The organism is Corynebacterium sp. MSK195 (assembly GCF_030228885.1).
Classification (GTDB): domain Bacteria; phylum Actinomycetota; class Actinomycetes; order Mycobacteriales; family Mycobacteriaceae; genus Corynebacterium.
In genome coordinates, this window is the sequence record NZ_JASPGT010000002.1 from 206,138 (window position 1) to 223,961 (window position 17,824).

Consider the following 17,824-nt stretch of genomic DNA (forward strand, 5'->3'; position numbering starts at 1 on the left):
TATATGTCTTCCCCATTAATCACTCTGCGCAATGCCACCTGCGGCTATGGCGCCCGGGATATCCTCACCGACGTTGATCTTGAGATCCGCGCGAGCGAGGCCGTGGCGCTCCTGGGGGCCAACGGCGCGGGCAAGTCTACGCTGCTCAAGGCAATCACTGGCCTGGCTGCCTTGCGCGGCATGGCCACCATCGACGCCTCGCTCGGCTACGTCCCGCAGTACCAAGACTCCGACCTGAGTTTTCCCGTCACGGCTTACAAGGTCGTGGAAATGGGCCTTTTGCCATCAGTGAGCTGGTGGCATAGGTGCACGAGCATGCGTAGCTATCGCGGCCATGTACTCAATGCCCTGCGACAAGTGGGGATGGAGCACCTCGCCGAGACGCGGTTTGGCCAGCTCTCGGGAGGGCAGCGCCAGCGCGTGCTCATCGCGCGCGCGTTGGTTTCGGCCCCGGAGCTGGTGCTTCTCGACGAACCCTTCAACGGGCTTGATCAAGAAAGCCGCCGAATCCTGATTCAGATCATTGCGGATCTCAAGGAAGCAGGAATCGCCCTGCTCGTCTCCACTCACGACCCCATCTTGGCGCAGCACACCTGCGACTGGGCGGCGTTTGTGCTCGACGGCAAGGTCCACACCATGGGAACCGAGGAAGCAGTGGAAACCTATATGGAGCAAGGTGCGCGACTGTAATGGAGCAGATTCTCTTCGCCCCGTACCTGCGCAATGCCTTCCTCTTCCTGCTGTGCCTATCGATTGTGGGGGCTGTCATTAGCGTCCTCGTTAATCTCCGCCGCATGGAATTTACGGTGGAAGCCCTCGTGCACTCGGTTTTTCCGGGCATCGTGGTAGGGCTCATCGTGGGCGGCATCCCGGGCATCGTGCCGGGTGCGGCCGCGGTGGCCACGGTGACGGTGCTGGTGCTGGCTTCTCTGGGTTCTGGGCAGGGCCAGTCAGCGCAGAAGCTGGATATGGAAGCCGGAACGGCCGTGGTGCTGACCTTTATGTACGGCATCGGCGTGGTCATCAGTTTGGCCTATGGCGACAAGTCCGGGCAGCTGGAGGCCCTCATGTTTGGCCGGCTTCTCGACGTCACGCAGTCCAGGCTGGCAACCTCCGTCACGCTCTGCGTGATTGCGGCACTACTCATCCTGACAACCTGGCGCATGCAGATTCTCGTCGCTTTCGATACCACAGCGGCCCGCGCCATGGGCATCAACGTGGCGGCTTATGAGCTCATTGCGAATATCGCGGTTGGCCTAATCGTGGTGGCGGCTAGCTCGGCAGTGGGTGTGTTGCTGGTTATCGGTTTTATTGTCATTCCAGGCCTCTCGGCGCGCTTGATCGCAGGATCCCCGCGCAGCATGTGCTTCTGGGCTGCGGGTTTGTCCACGCTGGCAGTGGTGGTGGGATTTGCCATCATGCTGTCCCAAACCGCGCACCAGATTTCGCCGCAGGCAATCGTCAGCTTGATGCTGGTTGTCACCGTGCCGCTAGCGGGCTTGAAGGGGGTATTTAGCTAATGGGACTGTCTCATCTTGATCCAGAGATCCTGCGGATGCCCCTCCTTGAGGCCATTGCTGTGGGATGTTTATCTGGCTTGGTTGGAACCTTGATGGTCATGGGCAAGCGCGTCTTTTTCGCCGAGAGCCTGTCGCACGGAATCTTCCCCGGCGCGGTGCTCGGCGTAGTGGTGGCCAACCTTCTGAGCTTGGATCTCTCCACGGGTTTGATGGTGGGCGCGGCACTGTTCTGCCTACCTTTGGCCTGGCTTATGCGGTGGTTGAGTACCGTCGAGGGCATTTCTTCGACCGCTGCCGCCGGCGTGACGCTCACCCTGGGATTTTCCCTGGGCATCTTGTTGCTGCGCTGGTTCCAACCGCTACCTATCCACGTGGATAGCTTTCTCGTGGGCTCGCTGACCACTGTCAATGCGCAGGATGTCTGGTTTGTCGGCGCCCTGGTGGTGGTCAGCCTTGGCGTGCTGGTGGCATTTCGCCGGACGTTAGTCTCCTTCTACTTCGACCAGACGTCCTTCCGCGCACAAGGCGGAAAGCCCGGCCGCTATGACTTGCTTACCCTCACGCTTATCAGCGTGACCATGGTGGTGGTGATTCCCGCAGTGGGCACTATCTTGTCCCTGGCGCTGCTGGTAGCCCCGGCGGCGGCGTTGCAGCCGTGGATCAAGCGCCCGACCCAGCTCATGCTCGGTGCCGGTATCGCGGGCATTGCGCTGGCATGCGGCGGGCTCTGGCTGGCGGCCGCACTCAGTTTGTCGGCGGGCGGCTGCATCGCGGTGCTGGCGGGTGTGTTCTATTTGCTCAGCATGGGGCTGCGGGCCTTGCTCTAAACGCCCGGCGCGCCGCCTCCCGGGACGAGCGATATGCCCGGGTAACCTGATTATTCGTGACTCATATCCTCGCCCCACTCCCAGTCGATCCCCGCAATCCCGCAGGAATTTTGGATGACCTCGAGAAGGCCATCGCTGGGCAGACCACGCTCTTACCCCTTCCCGCAGCGGACCGCACGCGGGCGGAATTGCTGCGCAACCACATGCGCGCGGGCGAATCGATTGCTGAGGACATTGCTTTGGTGGTGTCCACCTCGGGTTCCACGGGCACACCGAAGGGTGCGCAGCTAAGCCCGCTTAACCTGGTGGCGAGTGCGGATGCCACCCATTCTTTCCTGGGTGGCCCCGGCCAATGGCTACTGGCCATGCCCGCCCACCACATCGCGGGCATCCAGGTGCTCGTGCGTTCGTTGGTGGCGGGTGTGGAGCCACTGTGCCTCGACCTGTCCCAAGGCTTTAACATCACCGAGTTCGCCCGCGCAGCAGAAGAACTCGCCCACACCGAGGACCGCATGTACACCGCGCTCACACCGATGCAGCTGCACAAGGCACTCGATTCGCTGGACGGCATCCAAGCACTGCGCCGTTTCAACTCCATCCTGGTAGGTGGAGCAGCGCCACATCCCCAGCTATTGGAATCTGCGCGCAAGCTCGACATCACCGTGGTAACCACCTATGGCTCCTCGGAGACTGCGGGCGGTTGCGTCTACAACGGCACTCCCCTGCCCGGCACCGAGGTGCGCATCGGGGAAGATAACCGCATTTTCCTGGGCGGGCCGACCATTGCGCAGGGCTACCGCAATGTGGAATCGCGCGACTTCGTCGGTGGCTGGTTCGCAACTTCCGACGCCGGGGAGCTCGACGCCCACGGTCAACTCACCGTCACTGGACGTCTGGACAGCATCATCAACTCGGGCGGGTTGAAGTTGCACCCAGAACAACTGGAACAGCTCTTGTTGCAGGTACCGGGCGTCGACAGTGTATGCGTGGTGGGCATCCCTGATCCACGTCTTGGCCAGATGATCGCCGCAGCTTACACCGGCTGGGCCTCGCGCACCGACATCCTCGAAGCGCTCGATGACCTGCCTCGGTGGCAGATTCCGCGCGAGATTATCCGCATTGCTGAGATGCCGCTGACCGGCCCCGGCAAGGTGGACCGTCGTGGTGTCGCAGGGCTCTTTAAGAACTGATTAGACTTCGTTAGCGCGCACCGTCACGTCGGCGGCCGCGACTTCCGCAAGAGAGAACTCCTCGTCCCCTGCGTGCAGGTTGAGCAGGCCCGCAACGCGGGAATCGACTACGACTTCGACGCCCAGGCCGACGCCATGGCTGTCGAGGTAGCGCAACAGCTCGGTGTCTCCGTCGCATACCCGCTCGATGGTGACAGGGGTGTGAAGGGGGACGTCGTCAAGCGTGAGCGTGCCAAGGTCCTCGATGCTGCCCTGCGCGTCGGGGATGGGATCGCCGTGGGGATCGCGCTGAGGATGGCCCAGGTGCTGATCGAGTCGATCGATGAAGCGATCGGAGCATGCATGCTCGAGGAGATCGGCATCCTCGTGAACCTCGTCCCAGGTGTACCCCAGCTCTTTGACCAAGAAGGTCTCGAGGAGACGATGGCGGCGGACCATGCCCATGGACAGTGCCTGGCCCTCTGGGGTCAGCGAAACGCCAGCGTAGCGCTCATGTTCCACCAGCCCTTGGGCAACGAGACGCTTTACGGCTTCCGACGCCGTGGGCACCTTTTGGTTCAATCGCCCCGCCAGCTCCTTGAGCGCGATGGGCGCGCCGCCGGAGTGCTCGGAGAGGTCCCACAGGACTTTGAGGTAGTCCTGGGTACGTTCAGGGAGATCGCTTAAATGCATGACATTCATCGTAGTAAAGGCCTTGCCCCGCGAGCGATTCACATGATAACTTTAAGAAAGTTCAACGCATTGAACTTTTGTCACGGGTGTGGCCCACAGCCGTCCTTTCTTGGGTACGTACGACGCGCTTCCGCCATACCCGTGGCTTTTATATATCCGCCGTGTGCGTCCCTTGTGCACAGCATGCCCGCGGTGGCGTGGCACAATAACTGACATGTCACTTTCTGCCTATCCCGCAACTGCCAAAGACTGGCTCCAAGGCGCACGCCCGCACACGTGGGCTAATGCCTTCGCCCCAGTCATCGCTGGTACTGGTGCCGCAGCGGCTGCCGACGGCGCGCACTTCGGCCGCGCGCTTCTCGCCCTCGTGGTGGCGTGGGCGCTCATCATCGGTGTCAATTACGCCAACGATTACTCGGATGGCATCCGCGGCACCGACGACGACCGCACCGGTCCGCAGCGCCTCACCGGCGGCGGCCTGGCCCGCCCGCAGCACGTAAAGCTCGCAGCCTTTGCCGCCTTCGCCGTGGCTGGAATCGCCGGCATCGCGCTGTCCTTGGCGGCACATGCGTGGTGGCTCATCCTCGTCGGCGCGCTGTGCATCGCCGGCGCGTGGTTTTATACCGGCGGCAAGAACCCGTATGGGTACCGGGGGCTTGGCGAGGTCGCCGTCTTTATCTTCTTCGGTCTCGTCGCCGTGTTCGGTACGGAATTTACCCAGGCCGGCAGGCTGTCGTGGTCGGGCCTCGCACTGGCCGTGGGCATCGGCGCGATGAGCTCCGGCGTCAACCTGGTCAACAATATCCGCGATATTCCTTCCGATGCCGAGACCGGCAAGATTACCCTCGCCGTGCGCCTCGGCAACGAGAAGGCGCGCCTGCTCTTTACGGTGCTGCTCCTGCTGCCATTCCTGCTGACCATCGGCATCGCCTTCGGCAGCTGGCTCGCGGTCGCTGGCTTGGTCTACTTCCCCCTTGCGCTGCGCGCCATCCGCACCGTCAACCGCGGCGCCCAAGGCCCAGAGCTTATCCCAGTGCTCGGCCTGACCGGCCGCGCGATGCTGCTGTGGGCCGTTATCGAGGCCGCCGCGCTCATCATCGTCTAGTCCTGCGCGGCGCGGCCTTCCAGCTCCGCCTGGACCCAACGCTTGTGGGCCTTGCGCTGGGCGGAGTACTCGGCCAGCGTCTGGGTGGCCTCGATGCGCCACTTTTTAAAGATCAGCATCGATAGCGGCAGCGCCACAAAGAGCGCCAGCAGCGCCGCGATGAGAACCGGGATGGGAAAGCCGATGGTGATGGCCAAAAGCTCAATCACCACGGTCAATGCGATAAATAGCACCACGCGGGCGAGCCCGTACTTCCACAGCGCCGCGCGCGAACGGCGGCGCAGTTCTGGGTCCGGCTTGGGTGGCTCAGGGTTATGCGTCATGGGGGTTGATTGTACGCGGTGCAGGTAGAATCGCACGCATGGGCCGAATAATCCTCCTCCTACTCTTTGTCCTCGCCGCCTACCTCGTCTGGAAGGCCTTCGGGCCCTCGACATGGAAAAAGCGCGAGGTGGAACAACCCCGCGCTATCAAAGGCCCCGATGATGACGAGGAGTTCCTCTGGAAACTGGAAAAGGAGCGCTTCAAGCAGCGCCGCGCACAGGAGGCAGAAGAAGAAAAGCGCCGCCAGCGCCGCAAACGCGACGCCGACGGCGAGAAGGACTAGGCTTCCTTCGGCACGAAGCGCATCTCTAGGCCTAAGGCCTCAGCCACGGCGGTGATCTTTTCCCACCGCACGCCCGCACCACCGTGCTCGATGGTGTGGAGGGTGGAGCGGGAGATACCGGCGGCGTCGGCAAGCTGCTGCTGCAAAATGCCTAACTCGCGCCGCCGCTCGGCAAATTGGGCGCCTAGGCCCAAAATCACGGCGTTATCGCCGGCCGGCTTTCCCTGCTTATGGCGCGGGCTCGTATGCTCCGCCATCTAGTTCAGCCCCGCATAGGAGTGCAGGCCGGAGACGACCATATTGATAAAGAACAGGTTGAAGACCATCAGCGCCATCGCCATGACGTTGATCCACGGCGCCGCCTTGCGGAAAGCCGGCGTCGCACGCGCGTGCAGGTAGGCGGCATACAGGATCCAGGTGGCAAAGGACACGGTCTCCTTCGGGTCCCAGCCCCAGAAGCGGCCCCAAGCGGACTCGGCCCAGATGGCACCCAAGATGATGCCCAGACCCAAGGTCGGCAGGGTAATAACAGCCAGGCGGTAGGCCAGCTGGTCAATCTTCGCGGCCGAAGGCAGCGGGCGGGCCACCGCACCGACCAAGCCATGCTCGGCGTGCTTCGGTTGCGCCATACGCAAAAGGGTCAGCAGCGAAACAATGCCGGAGATAATACCGATGGACGCGCCCAAAGAAACCACGGTGACGTGGATGGGCAGCCAGTGCGACTGCAGCGCCGGCACCACCGGGGCGGACTCGGCATAGAGCTTGGTGGAGCCATAAAACATCAGCGCGAGGGTCGGGGTGAGCAGCCACGGCCACACGGTGCGCCATTCCTTGCGCTGCATGGCAATATTGCCCACCAGCAGCACGCCGAAGCTCACCATCAGCACGTACTCGTACAGGTTGCCAAACGGGAAGCGGCCGGTGGCCAGGCCGCGCAGCACAATCGCCGCGGCGTGCAGGGCAATGCCCACCCACATCAGCGCGCTGGTCATGCCGCCGAGCTTATCGGCCTTGCGCTCCTTTTCCTTCAGCTCATCGGCCGTGATTCCGGAAGAAGACTGGGCAACCTCGCCGGCATAGCTCTGCTTGTCGACGCCCCCAGCGCCCGCCCCCACCAAGACCTTCGCGGCCTCGGATTTCACGGCGCGGCGGCCCTCGATGATGCCCTGCATGCGTCCGTAATAGAACAGGGACATAAAGAGCGCGACGCAGTACACCACAAAGGCGGTCTGCACCGCGATATCCGAGAAATTAGACAGATTCTGATCGATCTGCATGCATGCTCCTAGCCTTCACACGTGCGGGGTAAGTGCTGATTACCTTACTCAGCGAAACGACCCAATCCAACTTTTGTTGGATCGGGCCGGGGGCGCTAATCGTCGGTATAAAGTTCGTCTTCTTCGACCTCGTCTGGGTCGGGCAGCTCCAGCAGCGCGCGGTGCAGCTCGTGGAACTCCTCGGACCAGCCGGCGCGGTCGGTGCGGGCGAGACCGCCCATCTCCACGTCGGTGCCGCCGGCCGCATTCGGCCGCAGGCGGATGTAGACGCGGCGGCGCTTAATTATCAGCGATCCCACCAAAGAAATGAGCATCACCAGCGCGGAGGCCAGCACCCACTTCTGGAAAGGATCATAAGAGACCTGGTAGTTGGCGAACTCGCTGGCGCCGTCGAAGGTGATCTTCGTGCCATCGTCCAGGGTGACGTCCTCGCCCTGGTTGAGGTTCACGCGGTCAATCTTTTGCAGCTGGCCGGACTGCACCAGGTTCGGGTCCAGCGAGAAGAAGGACTGCGGGGTGCCGGTGTCCAGGCCGGCATCGCCGCGGTAGATATCGATGGCCATCGCCGGATCCTGCAGCCCGGGGTATGCGGACTGCAGCAGCTTGCCGTTCTCGCCGGACCACTCGGCCGTGGGCGCGAAGAGGCCCTGGATGGCGATCTGGTTCTGGCGGCGGTCATAGAGATCCGGGTGCATGCCGGCCGGTGGGTCGAAGCGCATCGCGCCGGAGGACAAGAAGAAGGTCGTGTCATTCGGCTGGAACTGAATGGTCTGGGTGCGCTTTTCGCCATTGGGCCATTCCACCGTCACCGTCGGTGCGTAGCCGTGGCCCTGCAAGTAGACGCGGTTGTGCGCCAAGCGCAGCGGGTGGTTGACCTTAAGCTCATAATCCTTCCACTCGGAGTCATCCTTGTAGATGTCTTCGTCCTCCGCGTAGGAGACGTTGGAGGTAAACATCTCCGCCTGGCCGTTGGGCAGGTATTCGGCCGCGAAGTCATGGGCGATGAGGCAGAAGGGGTGGAGACCGGTGCCGTCGAAAAGCGGGCCGGCGCGGAAGGAGTCAAAGTTGGACGTGGAGGTATTGCAGAACTCCGTGGACTGGTCCAGGGTCTGGCCGCCGCCCTGTGAGCCGGACTCGGTGACCACGATGACCTGGCCCTCGTAGTTGACCAAGCGGCCGGCGGCGACGGTGACCAAGATGGCCACCAACGCCACGTGGAAGATGAGGTTGGCCAGCTCGCGGCCGTAGCCGCGCTCTGCGGAAAAGGTATGCACGCCGGCGCGGTCTTCTTCGGGGGCGTACTCGGCCACGCGCCACTTCTTCAGGCGCTTTTTAATTTCCGCGGATAGCTCTTCCTCGCTCTTATCCGAGTGCCCCTCGGCCGCCAGCGGCAGCTTGTGGAGGTACTTCGGCGCGCGTGTTGGCGGGGTCTTCCACGCCTTGTAGTGATCCCAGGAGCGCGGCAGGATGCAGCCCACCAGGGAAATGGCCAAGAGGATGAAGATGGCCTGGAACCAGACGGACGAAAAGACGTCGAAAAGCTGCAGCTTGTCGTAGATCTTCGCTACGTTGCCGTTGGACTCGATGAAGTCCTGCACGTTCTGCTCGTTGAGGTCGCGCTGCGGCAGCAAGGAACCGGGAATCGCGGCCAACGCGAGCAAGAAAAGCAGCGCCAGCGCCGTGCGCATGCTGGTCAGCCAATGCCAGGCTTTGCGGAAATATTTCACGTCTCTCCTAAATCAGGGTTGCGCCAAAGTTGCCGGTCCACTGGCGGATGAGGCTAATAAACTCGCCCCACAGGCCGGTTACCAGGGCCAGGCCGACGAGGATCATGGCCACGCCGCCGATGACCTGGATGGTATGCGAGTGCTTGCGGGCCCACGAAATCGAACGCATCGCCCGCGCGGAGCCCAGCGCCACCAGCAGGAACGGCAGGCCCAAGCCCAGGCAATAAAAGATGATGAGCAGCACGCCGCGCGCGGCCGTCATGCCTTCGGTGCCGGCCGATACGGAAATAATGGCAGTCAGCGTTGGCCCCAGGCACGGCGTCCAGCCCAGCGCGAATACCCCGCCGAGTAGCGGCGCGCCCAGCCAGGTGGTCCAGCGCTTCGGCGCCAAGCGGGTATCTTTCTGCAGCGCTGGAATCGCGCCTAAGAAGACCACACCCATCAGGATGGTCACGCCGCCGCCTACCCGCATGAGCGTCTCCTCATTGAGGCGGAGCGCGGAAATCGCGCCGAATACGGAGACCGTCGCCAGCAGGAAAACTACGGTAAAGCCCAGGATGAACAAGGCGGCGGCCAGTACCACGGCCCATTGCCTGCGCTTGCCGACGCCCACCCCCAACTCACCGTCAAACGTAACCTCGCCGCCCACTACGCCGGCTAGGTAGGAAATATAGCCAGGCACCAGTGGGATCACGCACGGGCTGGCGAAGCTCACCAGCCCCGCCACGGCGGCCGCGAGCAGGCCCAGAATCAGTGGGCCGGAGGTCGCGGCCTCGGCAAAGGAGTTGCCGATGCTCGCTGCGTTATCCATTTATTCCTTTTCTAACTTGTCCACTACGTCCATCACATCTTGGGCGGTGATGGACCGCAAAAAGACCGTAGCCGGGCGGTGCTGTTTATCCAAGACGATGGTGGTCGGGACCACGGAGGTGGGCACGCCGCCAAGGGCCGCTGCGGTCTTAAACGGCGGATCGTAGATGGAGGGATACTTCAGCCCGTTGTCTTCGAGGAAGTCATTGGACACCTGCGGGTTATAGTCGCGCACATTGATGCCCAAGACGGTGCCAATCTTCCGCTTCTGTAGCTCGGAGTGGATCTCTTGGAGGTCATCAGCCTCGGCGCGGCACGGAGCGCACCACTGGCCCCAGGAGTTGAGCACGACGATTTCGCCCTCATAATCCTCCAGAGAAATGGTCTTATCCGTATCGCGCACATCCTCGCCGGAGAATGTGCGCAGCGGCTTGCGCTCGGATTCCTCGTAATTGATGACCTTTTCGCCGCCGGGCGTGATGAACTCGAAGTTGCCGCCGGTAGCAACCGCGTTTTGCGCGTTATCGGCGTCCTGCGAGCACCCAGCAAGTGGCAGCGCGATGGCTGCCGCCGCCAGCACCGCGCCGACTGCGCGTCTGCGTTGCGCTGCCATTAAATCTCCTGGGCCGGCGAGGAGTAGAAGATGTCCGTGACCTGGTTATCTTCAAAAAGCAGGGAGGTAACCGAGGCCAAGTCGCATTCGCGGTTCCACGGCGCGTGCGGCAGGCGCTGGCCCAGCACGGTGCGCTGCACCATCACGATGGGCAGCTGGTGGCTGACCAAGATCGCCTCGTGGCCGGCCGCGGCGGTGCGGGCGCGCTCGATGGAGCCCAGCATGCGCTCGGCAATCTGCTCATAGGGCTCGCCCCACGAAGGCTCCAGCGGGTTGACCAGCAGCGGCCAGCGGCGCGGGTTCCACAGCGCGGAGCGTAGGCCCTTGGTACGCAGGCCCTCGAAACGGTTGCCGGACTCGATGAGCGTCTTATCGACGTCCACGTCTAGCCCCGTTACCTGCGCAATCGGCCGCGCGGTTTCCTGGGTGCGCTGCAACGGCGAGGCCGCCAGGTAGGTCACGTCATGATCGCGGAAGGACTCCGCGGTGCGCGCCGCCATGGAATGCCCGCGCGAGGACAGGTGATAGCCCGGGATGCGACCGTAGAGAATCTTCTCCGGGTTGTGGACCTCGCCGTGGCGCACGAGGTGAACGATGGTGCGTGTCATGTCTCTCCTTGGTGTGCGGGACTTAATGTGCGGGACGCGCGGCGGCCGCGGCCTGGGCGGCGGGCTTGAGGGCGGCTTCGATGAGTTCAAAGTCGGCGTCGGTAAGTGCATCCGAGACAAACCAGGTCTCGAATGGGCTTGGCGCGACGTAGATGCCGTTATCCAACAGGGCGTGGAAGAACGGGGTGAAGCGGAAGGTCTCGGCCGCCTGCATATCGGCAAAGTTGCGGCCCTCGCCCTCGGCAAAGCGGATGGAGAACATCGAAGACGCTCGCTGGATGTGGTGCGCTACGCCCTCGGCCGACAGAGCGGAAGAAATCATGCCGGTCAGGCGGTCCGCGTTGGCCTGTAGGCGCTCGTAGAGCGATTCATCGGCCAGCTCCAAAGACTTCAGGCCGGAGGCCATCGCCACCGGATTACCGGACAGCGTACCGGCCTGGTAGACCGGACCGTCCGGAGCGAGGTAGTCCATGACCTCGGCGCGGCCGCCGAAAGCAGCGGCCGGCAGGCCACCGGAGACGACCTTGCCAAAGGTCACCAAGTCCGCCGCCACGCCGTCGACGCCGTACCAGCCCTTATAGGAGGTGCGGAAGCCGGTCATGACTTCGTCGAGGATGAGGAGGGCGCCGTCGCTATGGGCGACGTCGGCAAGCGCGGCATTGAAACCCTCTTCCGGTGCCACGGTGCCCATGTTGCCGGCCGAAGCCTCCGCGATAATGCAGGCAATCTCGCCCGGGTGCTGCGCAAATGCCTCGCGCACGGCCTCGATATCGTTATAAGGAACGACGATGGTATCGGCCGCCGTCGCGCCCGTAACGCCCGGGGAATCCGGCAGCGCAAAGGTCGCCACACCGGAGCCGGCCGAGGCCAACAGCGCATCCACATGGCCGTGGTAGCAACCCTCGAACTTCAGCACCTTGGCGCGGCCGGTGTAGCCGCGGGCCAGGCGCACCGCAGACATGGTGGCCTCGGTGCCGGAGTTAACCATGCGCACCTTATCGGCCGCGGTGCGCGACACAATGGCCTCCGCGAGTAAGGCCTCACCCTCGGTGGGCGAGCCGAAGCTCAAGCCGCCCGCAGCGGCCTGCTGCACGGCCTCCACAATCTCCGGGTGCGCATTGCCGTGGATCATCGGGCCATAGGAGCTGACCAGGTCAACGTACTCGTTGCCATCGACGTCCCACAGGCGCGAGCCCGCACCGCGCTCAATCACGCGGGCCTGGCCGCCCACGGAGCCAAACGCGCGCACCGGCGAGTTCACCCCGCCCGGAATCACCTTGGAAGAACGCTCAAACCACTGTTGCGACTGGGAAGTATTAGGCATGTCTGACATTCTAGCGATTCGCGCGCTATACAAAAGTTGGAGTGCGCGATTCACAGTCAGCCGCTAAACTTCGGGGCGTTGCACTTTTCAATTCGGGGGGGATTTTCAATGCAGCGCACTCTCATTTTCGCCATCCTGGCCGCTTTCTGCCTAGCCGGCTGCGCCCAGCCCGAGCCCGAGCGGCCGCTGCCTACCTCGGTGGGTGCCACCCCGCTTGCCGACGCCCCCTCCTGGCAACCCCCTCCCCGCCCGCTCGCCCCGCGCGACCTTCCTCGGGAGGACACCCCGGTTCCCTCACCTCCGGCCGAGCAGCCTTCGCCGTCGGACTCGGCACCTGCTCCTGCGTCTGGTTCGCGTCCTAGCCCGGCTCCCGCGCCACGGCAGCGGCCCGCACCAGCGCCCGCACCGCGTCTGCAACCAGCGGCGCCGGCCCCACGCCCACCTGCGCGGGACAAAAGCGGCCTGCCAAACCTCAATATTCCGCCGCACGAGGTGCGCGGGCGCATCGAAGACGCGGTGCCTGATGTGCCGGCAGTGCCCGCTATGCCCGCGCCGGCCCCGCCACCTGCGCCGCCGCTGCCACCCGCGCCGCGGATTCCGGGCCTCTAACTCACCGCTTTCAGCCCCACGACGCCGCCGATAATCATGGCGAGGAATAGTACCTTCCACACCGTGGCGGCCTCGTGTCCGGCGGCGAAAGAATAGATAACCGCCACCGACGCGCCAACGCCCGCCCACACCGCATAGGCCGTGCCCACCGGGATGCTGCGCATCGCCCACGCCAGGCCGGCCATGGAAATCGCGCAGGCCACGAGGAAAATAAGCGAGGGCCACAGGCGCGTAAAACCTGCGGACTTATCCAGCGCCGCCGCCCACACGGCCTCGAATGCGCCGGAGAAAATCAAGATGAACCACGCCATAACTGCTTCCTGGCCGTCTTGTCGCGTTGCCGGGTACGGCTCCCTCGTCCGGGGCTCGTGCAAGTCGCGGCGAACCTACACCCAATGATGGCACACTAGGAAACCATGAAGATTGCATTTCTTGGAACTGGCCGCATGGGAACCGAACTAGCCCGCCGCCTGCTCAACGAGCAAGACGGCATCGAATTGACCGTCTGGAACCGCACCGCCGAGCGCGCCCAACCGCTGGTGGAGGAAGGCGCCGAGCTTGCCGCCTCGCCTACCGAGGCCGTAGCGAACGCCGAGGTCATTATTACCTCTCTCTTCGGGCCCGACGATGTCCGCGAGGTCGTCGTCGAGCCGCAGCTCATCCCCGCCGGCGTGACGTGGATTGACACCACCACCGTCTCGCCCAATGATGCCCGCGAGTTCGCCGCCGCCGTGGAAACCTACGTCCACGCCCCGGTCGTCGGCACGCTTGGCCCGGCCCGCGAGGGCAAACTCGGCGTCTATGTGGGCACGCCTAACGACGCCCGCCGTGAGCAAGCCATGTCCCTCGCCGAGTCCTGGGCAGGCGAAGACAAGCTCATCGGAGTGGAGACGGCGGCCACGGCGGCCATCGGAAAGCTGCTGGCAAACCTCGCGCTCGCCGTCACCGCCGAGGGCCTGCTCGAAGCCCTGCAGCTCGGAGAGTCCGAGGGCCTAGACTCCGAGGTGGTGCTGCAGATGCTCGATATCACCGGCCTTTCCTTCATCGCCAATATGAAGGCGCCGTTTATCACCGGCGAGCGCAATACCGACCCGGGCGATTTCACCGTCGACGCCCTAGCCAAGGACTCCAAGCTCATGGAGATGACCTCCACCAAGCCACTGCCCGCCCTGACCGCCGCCATCGGCCGTTTTGAGGAAATGCAGGCCATGGGCCACGGCGATCAGGACTTCTCCTCCATCTTCGTTTTCCGCAATAAGGGCTAGTTATCCACAGGCCTGCCGGGCATGCGGGCCGAAATTCGCCCTGTGGGCCCTAGTTATCCACAGGTTCACGCGCTCACCCTCGCACAGGTTGCACGCCGTGGCTTAGGCTGCGGGGCATGACAGCTCTTCAGACCTATCTCGCGGCCCTGGCGCCCGGCATCGACATCGTTGCCGGGTGCGCCGGTATGTCTGAAGATCAGCTGCGCGCTGCCGGTGCGCCCAATAAGACGGCCCGCACTTTGCTCACGCTTGCCGACGCCCTCTTTGCCCCCACCTCCTTTACCCGCTTGCAGCGCCAGGCGGTGACCGCCGCCCGCGACCGCGCCCACCCGCTGCCCACGCTGGAGGTCATCGAGCGCTACGCTTCCCGCGCCAAGACCAAGCGCGACGCCTGGCGCCTGCGCGTGGAACTGTGCCGCACCGCCGCCGATACCGATGAGATGGAAAAGCTGGCGCGCAAAAAGCTGCGCGAGCTCAATCCCCCGGCCCCGCCGCGCCCCGGCGTGCGCATCCGCCGCCGCAAGGACGCACCGTGGACCCTCGCGATTACCGGGCCCTCTTCGCTCATCGCGGACTTAGAATCCAGTCTGGATGAGGATGCTCCCCTCGACTCCGTAGCGGAGCTCTTCTCCCCTTCCGGCGCCTCACCGGCTGCCCGCCCGACCATTACGACCAACGCGATCATCACGCTCGACGAGCTTGACCGCATCATCGACGGCGACGGCGAGGAAATCACCATCCAGCTCACCAACGGTGCCCGCCTCACCGGCACGGAACTTGTCTCGCGCACGCTGGCAGACCGCGGGCTAATCACCCTCGTCCACCCCTTCGAGGGCGCGGTCAACCTCTACCGCACGGAGCGCATGGCCAACGAGAAGCAGCGTCTCATGGCAGCCGCGGAAAATCCGGTATGCCCGTGGGCCGAATGCAACTATCCGGCGGATAAATGCCAGGTACACCACTTGCAGGCGTGGCGGCACGGCGGCGATACCAATATGGCAAACCTCGCCACCTGCTGCCCGTACCACAACGGCGTCAACGACGACGATCCAAATGCCTCACCGGTGCGCGGGCGCCTCGTGCGACGCCGAGGCCGCGTGGTGTGGCAGCCGCCCTGGGCTGACACCGCGCCAGCACCGCCATCGGCCCACTAGCCTCTAAACCGCCAGGCAGCAGGATGCCCTGCTGCCGCATTGGCATGCCCGCAGCTAGCGAACCCCGCAGCTAGCGAGCGATGCGGGCCGCAGCAGCGCGGGCGTCCGCGATGACGTTTGGCACCCCAACCCCGCCGGCCCAAGCGCCGGTGGCATCGATGCCCGGCGTCGCCGCGAGGGCACCGCGCGCACCGGCCACGGTTTCCAGGTGTCCGGCATCAAAGCGCGGCAAACCGCCGAACCAGCGCTGGGTAAAAATCTCGGCAACGCCCGCGGCGCGGCCGTCGAAGCCGGTGAGCCGCTGAAGGTCGTCGAGGGCGTAGTCGACGAGGTCGTCTTCCTCGGCGCGGACGATGGCGTCGTCGCCAAAGCGGCCGAAGGAGGCGCGCACCAAGGCACCACCGCGCTCGGCCAAGTGCGGCCACTTGCGCGAGGACAGCGTGAAGGCCTTGGCGTGAACGTCGTCTTGGTCGGTGGCGACGAGGATGCCGGAGTTCTGCGGCAACACGTTGCCGGCCGGGTCCGTGTCAGACTCAAACTTCAGGCCCACGACTGCCGACGCCGCCAGCTTCACGCTCTTCAACCGCTCCGCCGCCCGCGGGGATACCTTGGGTAGCAGGCGCGCTGCGGTCGGGGCCGGGGTGGCCACCAGCACGCGGTCGAAGGGGACGGTATCTCCGGGTGCGCCGGCTAGGCGGAATTTCTCGCCTTCTCGAGTGATGCCGGAGATGAAGGTATCGAGGTAGATCTTGGCACGGGATTCATCGGCCAGCGCCTCGTAGAGTTCTGCGTAGCCGCCGCGGAAGGTCTGAAAGACGGGGCCGCCGTTGCTCGGCTTGGCCGCGCGGGCTTCTTCCAGCGAGCGGACCGCGGCCGAGAGGGTGACTGGGCCGCGCTCGGACAGCGCGTCGAGGGTCTCGGCCAGCGCTGGGATGGTCGCGCGTAACCCCAGGTCATCGGCCGAGCAAGAGTACACGCCGCCGAGGAGGGCGGAGATAACGTGGTCGACGAGGTCGTCGCCAAACTGCTGGCGCACCAAGCGGCCGACGGAGACGTCGCTGCCTGCCGTCCACTCGAAAGGCTCCTCGTTATCGATGCGGCGCGCAGTCTCGGCCGAGACCAAGTGAGCGACCGGCTCCGAGTGCGAAGGAATGCCCATCATCCCGCCGCGCGGTAGCGGCTTAAGCTCGCCGGAGTACACCAGCGAATGCAGACCGGAGGGCTCAACCAAGCTCCCGCCTAGGCCGAGGGATTCGATAAATTCCACGGCATCGTAGCGGCGGGCCAGGAAGGCCTCGGCACCCATGTCGGTCGGGCCGTCATTAAACGGCACGGAGTACAGCTTGCCGCCGATACGGCCGGCGGCCTCGAAAACCTCAACGTCGTGGTCGCGCAGCTCGTAAGCGGCCGTCAAGCCCGCCAGGCCGGCACCAATAATCGCAATACGCATTTAGCCCTCCTCGTGAATGATGGATACGGCGCGGGTGATGGCCTCCGCGTCGGTAGTTGGCAAGACCCCATGGCCGAGGTTCCAGATATGGCCGTCGATATCGCCGCGCTCGCGGGCCCGATCGACCTCGCCGCGGATGGTGCGCACGGCCTGGCGCACGGCGTCGTCGCCGGCAAAAAGCATGGCCGGGTCGAGGTTGCCCTGCAACACGCGGGCGCTCACGCGCTCGGCCGCGGCGTCCATGGGCACGCGATAATCGACGCCCATAACTTCCGACCCCGCCTCCGACATGGCCGGCAATAGCTCGCCGGTGCCGACGCCGAAGTGGATGCGCGGGATTTTCACGCCGGCCAGGATTTCCCGGGAGTACGGCAGCACGAACTCGCGGTAGTCGCGCTCGTTGAGGTAGCCGGCCCAGGAATCAAAGAGCTGCATGGCGTCAATGCCGGCGTCGACCTGTACTTGCAGGAAACGGGTGATGGTCGGCACCAGGCGGCGCATGAGCATGTGCCAGGTCTCCGGCTCTGCGTGCATGAGCGCCTTGGTGCGCTCGTGGTTCTTGGATGGCCCGCCCTCAACAAGGTAGCTGGCCAGCGTGAACGGCGCGCCAACGAAGCCGATGAGCGCTTGGGTTTCGGTGAGCTCGGCCAGGATGCGGGCGATGCCTTCGGTGACCTCGGGGACGTCGGTCTCCAGCAGCGGCAGCTTGCCGACGTCCTCCCTACTCCGCACCGCCTGCTCCATCACCGGCCCACGCCCCGGCACGATATCAACCTTGACGCCCGCGGCCTTGAGCGGGACGACGATATCGGAGAACAAGATGGCGGCGTCAACGTCGTGGCGGCGCACCGGCTGCAGGGTAATTTCTGCCAGCAGTTCCGGCATGAAGCAAGAATCGAGCATGCTAATCCCCTCGCGGGCGGCGCGGTACTCCGGCAGCGAGCGGCCGGCCTGGCGCATGAACCAGACTGGGGGTCGGGAGGGGGTGCGGCCGAGGGCGGCGTCGATAAGCGGGGCACGATTGAGTCGAGACATGCCCCAATTATGAATCAAAAGTTGGAGTGAG

At 64.3% G+C, this 17,824-nt stretch carries 21 protein-coding genes and 1 riboswitch; of the genes, 9 read left to right on the top strand and 12 right to left on the bottom strand.

The genetic code is table 11. The features are described from left to right. Window positions 1-3: 3 nt before the first annotated feature. Genes QP909_RS02865 through menE form a run of 4 tightly spaced genes read left to right on the top strand, consistent with a single transcriptional unit; the run spans window position 4 to window position 3,537 of the window. A complete protein-coding gene (locus tag QP909_RS02865; protein WP_005322958.1) occupies window positions 4-690 on the top strand; it encodes a metal ABC transporter ATP-binding protein in 687 nt (228 codons plus the stop codon). Beyond that, on the top strand, window positions 690-1,520 hold the full coding sequence (locus tag QP909_RS02870) for a metal ABC transporter permease (RefSeq protein ID WP_284766058.1): 831 nt from the start codon (window positions 690-692) through the stop codon (window positions 1,518-1,520). The genes QP909_RS02865 and QP909_RS02870 overlap by 1 nt, the downstream gene beginning before the upstream one ends. Beyond that, window positions 1,520-2,347: a metal ABC transporter permease gene (locus QP909_RS02875; RefSeq protein ID WP_023020499.1), complete on the top strand. Its 828-nt coding sequence runs from the start codon at window positions 1,520-1,522 to the stop codon at window positions 2,345-2,347. The genes QP909_RS02870 and QP909_RS02875 overlap by 1 nt, the downstream gene beginning before the upstream one ends. Window positions 2,348-2,403: 56 nt before the next feature. Beyond that, window positions 2,404-3,537: an o-succinylbenzoate--CoA ligase gene (menE, locus tag QP909_RS02880; protein ID WP_284766059.1), complete on the top strand. Its 1,134-nt coding sequence runs from the start codon at window positions 2,404-2,406 to the stop codon at window positions 3,535-3,537. Here menE and QP909_RS02885 read toward each other — a convergent pair whose 3' ends face one another. After that, window positions 3,538-4,209: a metal-dependent transcriptional regulator gene (locus QP909_RS02885; RefSeq protein ID WP_034656208.1), complete on the bottom strand. Its 672-nt coding sequence runs from the start codon at window positions 4,207-4,209 to the stop codon at window positions 3,538-3,540. It abuts the gene before it with no gap. Window positions 4,210-4,423: 214 nt separating this feature from the next. Here QP909_RS02885 and QP909_RS02890 point away from each other — a divergent pair, with 214 nt between their 5' ends. Further along, window positions 4,424-5,314: a 1,4-dihydroxy-2-naphthoate polyprenyltransferase gene (locus QP909_RS02890; RefSeq protein ID WP_284766060.1), complete on the top strand. Its 891-nt coding sequence runs from the start codon at window positions 4,424-4,426 to the stop codon at window positions 5,312-5,314. On the opposite strand, the gene QP909_RS02895 is transcribed toward QP909_RS02890, so the two are convergent. Next, complete coding sequence (locus QP909_RS02895; protein ID WP_284766061.1) at window positions 5,311-5,637, bottom strand: DUF4229 domain-containing protein; 327 nt, start codon at window positions 5,635-5,637, stop codon at window positions 5,311-5,313. The two genes, QP909_RS02890 and QP909_RS02895, sit on opposite strands and share 4 nt — an antisense overlap. A 38-nt stretch (window positions 5,638-5,675) precedes the next feature. On the opposite strand from QP909_RS02895, the gene QP909_RS02900 reads away from it, so the two are divergent. Continuing rightward, a complete protein-coding gene (locus QP909_RS02900; RefSeq protein WP_179387346.1) occupies window positions 5,676-5,921 on the top strand; it encodes a hypothetical protein in 246 nt (81 codons plus the stop codon). Here the strand turns inward: QP909_RS02900 and QP909_RS02905 are convergent. The 7 genes from QP909_RS02905 to hemL form a co-directional block, all read right to left on the bottom strand. Next, complete coding sequence (locus tag QP909_RS02905) at window positions 5,918-6,178, bottom strand: helix-turn-helix domain-containing protein (RefSeq protein ID WP_005327923.1); 261 nt, start codon at window positions 6,176-6,178, stop codon at window positions 5,918-5,920. The genes QP909_RS02900 and QP909_RS02905 overlap by 4 nt on opposite strands. Next, on the bottom strand, window positions 6,179-7,198 hold the full coding sequence (gene ccsB / locus QP909_RS02910) for a c-type cytochrome biogenesis protein CcsB (RefSeq protein ID WP_284766062.1): 1,020 nt from the start codon (window positions 7,196-7,198) through the stop codon (window positions 6,179-6,181). A gap of 95 nt (window positions 7,199-7,293) precedes the next feature. Beyond that, window positions 7,294-8,925, bottom strand: coding sequence for a cytochrome c biogenesis protein ResB (locus tag QP909_RS02915; RefSeq protein WP_284766063.1), 1,632 nt, complete (start codon window positions 8,923-8,925; stop codon window positions 7,294-7,296). Window positions 8,926-8,932: 7 nt separating this feature from the next. After that, window positions 8,933-9,736, bottom strand: coding sequence for a cytochrome c biogenesis CcdA family protein (locus QP909_RS02920; RefSeq protein WP_284766064.1), 804 nt, complete (start codon window positions 9,734-9,736; stop codon window positions 8,933-8,935). Then, window positions 9,737-10,348, bottom strand: a complete 612-nt coding sequence (locus tag QP909_RS02925; RefSeq protein ID WP_284766065.1) for a TlpA disulfide reductase family protein — start codon at window positions 10,346-10,348, stop codon at window positions 9,737-9,739. Then, the gene (locus tag QP909_RS02930; protein ID WP_284766066.1) at window positions 10,348-10,956 is read right to left on the bottom strand and encodes a histidine phosphatase family protein; all 609 of its coding nucleotides are present in this window, start codon (window positions 10,954-10,956) and stop codon (window positions 10,348-10,350) included. Before QP909_RS02930 ends, QP909_RS02925 begins: the two co-directional genes overlap by 1 nt. A gap of 22 nt (window positions 10,957-10,978) precedes the next feature. Continuing rightward, complete coding sequence (hemL, locus tag QP909_RS02935) at window positions 10,979-12,289, bottom strand: glutamate-1-semialdehyde 2,1-aminomutase (RefSeq protein ID WP_250411591.1); 1,311 nt, start codon at window positions 12,287-12,289, stop codon at window positions 10,979-10,981. 99 nt (window positions 12,290-12,388) lie between these two features. Here hemL and QP909_RS02940 point away from each other — a divergent pair, with 99 nt between their 5' ends. Then, window positions 12,389-12,889 carry a hypothetical protein gene (locus tag QP909_RS02940; protein ID WP_284766067.1) on the top strand — a complete coding sequence of 167 codons (501 nt, stop codon included), beginning with the start codon at window positions 12,389-12,391 and terminating at the stop codon, window positions 12,887-12,889. On the opposite strand, the gene QP909_RS02945 is transcribed toward QP909_RS02940, so the two are convergent. Further along, window positions 12,886-13,200, bottom strand: coding sequence for a DMT family transporter (locus tag QP909_RS02945; protein WP_284766068.1), 315 nt, complete (start codon window positions 13,198-13,200; stop codon window positions 12,886-12,888). The two genes, QP909_RS02940 and QP909_RS02945, sit on opposite strands and share 4 nt — an antisense overlap. A gap of 8 nt (window positions 13,201-13,208) precedes the next feature. Beyond that, window positions 13,209-13,274, bottom strand: a riboswitch (guanidine-III (ykkC-III) riboswitch). 31 nt (window positions 13,275-13,305) lie between these two features. Here QP909_RS02945 and QP909_RS02950 point away from each other — a divergent pair. Together QP909_RS02950 and QP909_RS02955 are read left to right on the top strand one after the other, a co-directional pair. Beyond that, window positions 13,306-14,154 carry an NAD(P)-dependent oxidoreductase gene (locus QP909_RS02950; protein WP_284766069.1) on the top strand — a complete coding sequence of 283 codons (849 nt, stop codon included), beginning with the start codon at window positions 13,306-13,308 and terminating at the stop codon, window positions 14,152-14,154. Window positions 14,155-14,270: 116 nt separating this feature from the next. Beyond that, the gene (locus QP909_RS02955; protein WP_284766070.1) at window positions 14,271-15,308 is read left to right on the top strand and encodes an HNH endonuclease signature motif containing protein; all 1,038 of its coding nucleotides are present in this window, start codon (window positions 14,271-14,273) and stop codon (window positions 15,306-15,308) included. A 70-nt stretch (window positions 15,309-15,378) separates the two neighbouring features. Here the strand turns inward: QP909_RS02955 and QP909_RS02960 are convergent, their stop codons facing one another. Continuing rightward, on the bottom strand, window positions 15,379-16,758 hold the full coding sequence (locus tag QP909_RS02960) for a protoporphyrinogen oxidase (protein WP_284766071.1): 1,380 nt from the start codon (window positions 16,756-16,758) through the stop codon (window positions 15,379-15,381). Further along, window positions 16,759-17,793, bottom strand: a complete 1,035-nt coding sequence (gene hemE / locus QP909_RS02965; protein WP_284766072.1) for a uroporphyrinogen decarboxylase — start codon at window positions 17,791-17,793, stop codon at window positions 16,759-16,761. Window positions 17,794-17,824 lie beyond the last annotated feature (31 nt).

What these genes read in the sequence shown, in the direction of transcription:
- QP909_RS02865 (WP_005322958.1), top strand. Translation starts at nt 4, where the DNA reads ATGTCTTCCCCATTAATCACTCTGCGCAATGCCACCTGCGGCTATGGC.
- QP909_RS02870 (WP_284766058.1), top strand. Translation starts at nt 690, where the DNA reads ATGGAGCAGATTCTCTTCGCCCCGTACCTGCGCAATGCCTTCCTCTTC.
- QP909_RS02875 (WP_023020499.1), top strand. Translation starts at nt 1,520, where the DNA reads ATGGGACTGTCTCATCTTGATCCAGAGATCCTGCGGATGCCCCTCCTT.
- QP909_RS02885 (WP_034656208.1), bottom strand. Translation starts at nt 4,209, where the DNA reads ATGCATTTAAGCGATCTCCCTGAACGTACCCAGGACTACCTCAAAGTC.
- QP909_RS02890 (WP_284766060.1), top strand. Translation starts at nt 4,424, where the DNA reads ATGTCACTTTCTGCCTATCCCGCAACTGCCAAAGACTGGCTCCAAGGC.
- QP909_RS02895 (WP_284766061.1), bottom strand. Translation starts at nt 5,637, where the DNA reads ATGACGCATAACCCTGAGCCACCCAAGCCGGACCCAGAACTGCGCCGC.
- QP909_RS02900 (WP_179387346.1), top strand. Translation starts at nt 5,676, where the DNA reads ATGGGCCGAATAATCCTCCTCCTACTCTTTGTCCTCGCCGCCTACCTC.
- QP909_RS02905 (WP_005327923.1), bottom strand. Translation starts at nt 6,178, where the DNA reads ATGGCGGAGCATACGAGCCCGCGCCATAAGCAGGGAAAGCCGGCCGGC.
- ccsB (WP_284766062.1), bottom strand. Translation starts at nt 7,198, where the DNA reads ATGCAGATCGATCAGAATCTGTCTAATTTCTCGGATATCGCGGTGCAG.
- QP909_RS02920 (WP_284766064.1), bottom strand. Translation starts at nt 9,736, where the DNA reads ATGGATAACGCAGCGAGCATCGGCAACTCCTTTGCCGAGGCCGCGACC.
- QP909_RS02925 (WP_284766065.1), bottom strand. Translation starts at nt 10,348, where the DNA reads ATGGCAGCGCAACGCAGACGCGCAGTCGGCGCGGTGCTGGCGGCGGCA.
- QP909_RS02930 (WP_284766066.1), bottom strand. Translation starts at nt 10,956, where the DNA reads ATGACACGCACCATCGTTCACCTCGTGCGCCACGGCGAGGTCCACAAC.
- hemL (WP_250411591.1), bottom strand. Translation starts at nt 12,289, where the DNA reads ATGTCAGACATGCCTAATACTTCCCAGTCGCAACAGTGGTTTGAGCGT.
- QP909_RS02940 (WP_284766067.1), top strand. Translation starts at nt 12,389, where the DNA reads ATGCAGCGCACTCTCATTTTCGCCATCCTGGCCGCTTTCTGCCTAGCC.
- QP909_RS02945 (WP_284766068.1), bottom strand. Translation starts at nt 13,200, where the DNA reads ATGGCGTGGTTCATCTTGATTTTCTCCGGCGCATTCGAGGCCGTGTGG.
- QP909_RS02950 (WP_284766069.1), top strand. Translation starts at nt 13,306, where the DNA reads ATGAAGATTGCATTTCTTGGAACTGGCCGCATGGGAACCGAACTAGCC.
- QP909_RS02955 (WP_284766070.1), top strand. Translation starts at nt 14,271, where the DNA reads ATGACAGCTCTTCAGACCTATCTCGCGGCCCTGGCGCCCGGCATCGAC.
- QP909_RS02960 (WP_284766071.1), bottom strand. Translation starts at nt 16,758, where the DNA reads ATGCGTATTGCGATTATTGGTGCCGGCCTGGCGGGCTTGACGGCCGCT.
- hemE (WP_284766072.1), bottom strand. Translation starts at nt 17,793, where the DNA reads ATGTCTCGACTCAATCGTGCCCCGCTTATCGACGCCGCCCTCGGCCGC.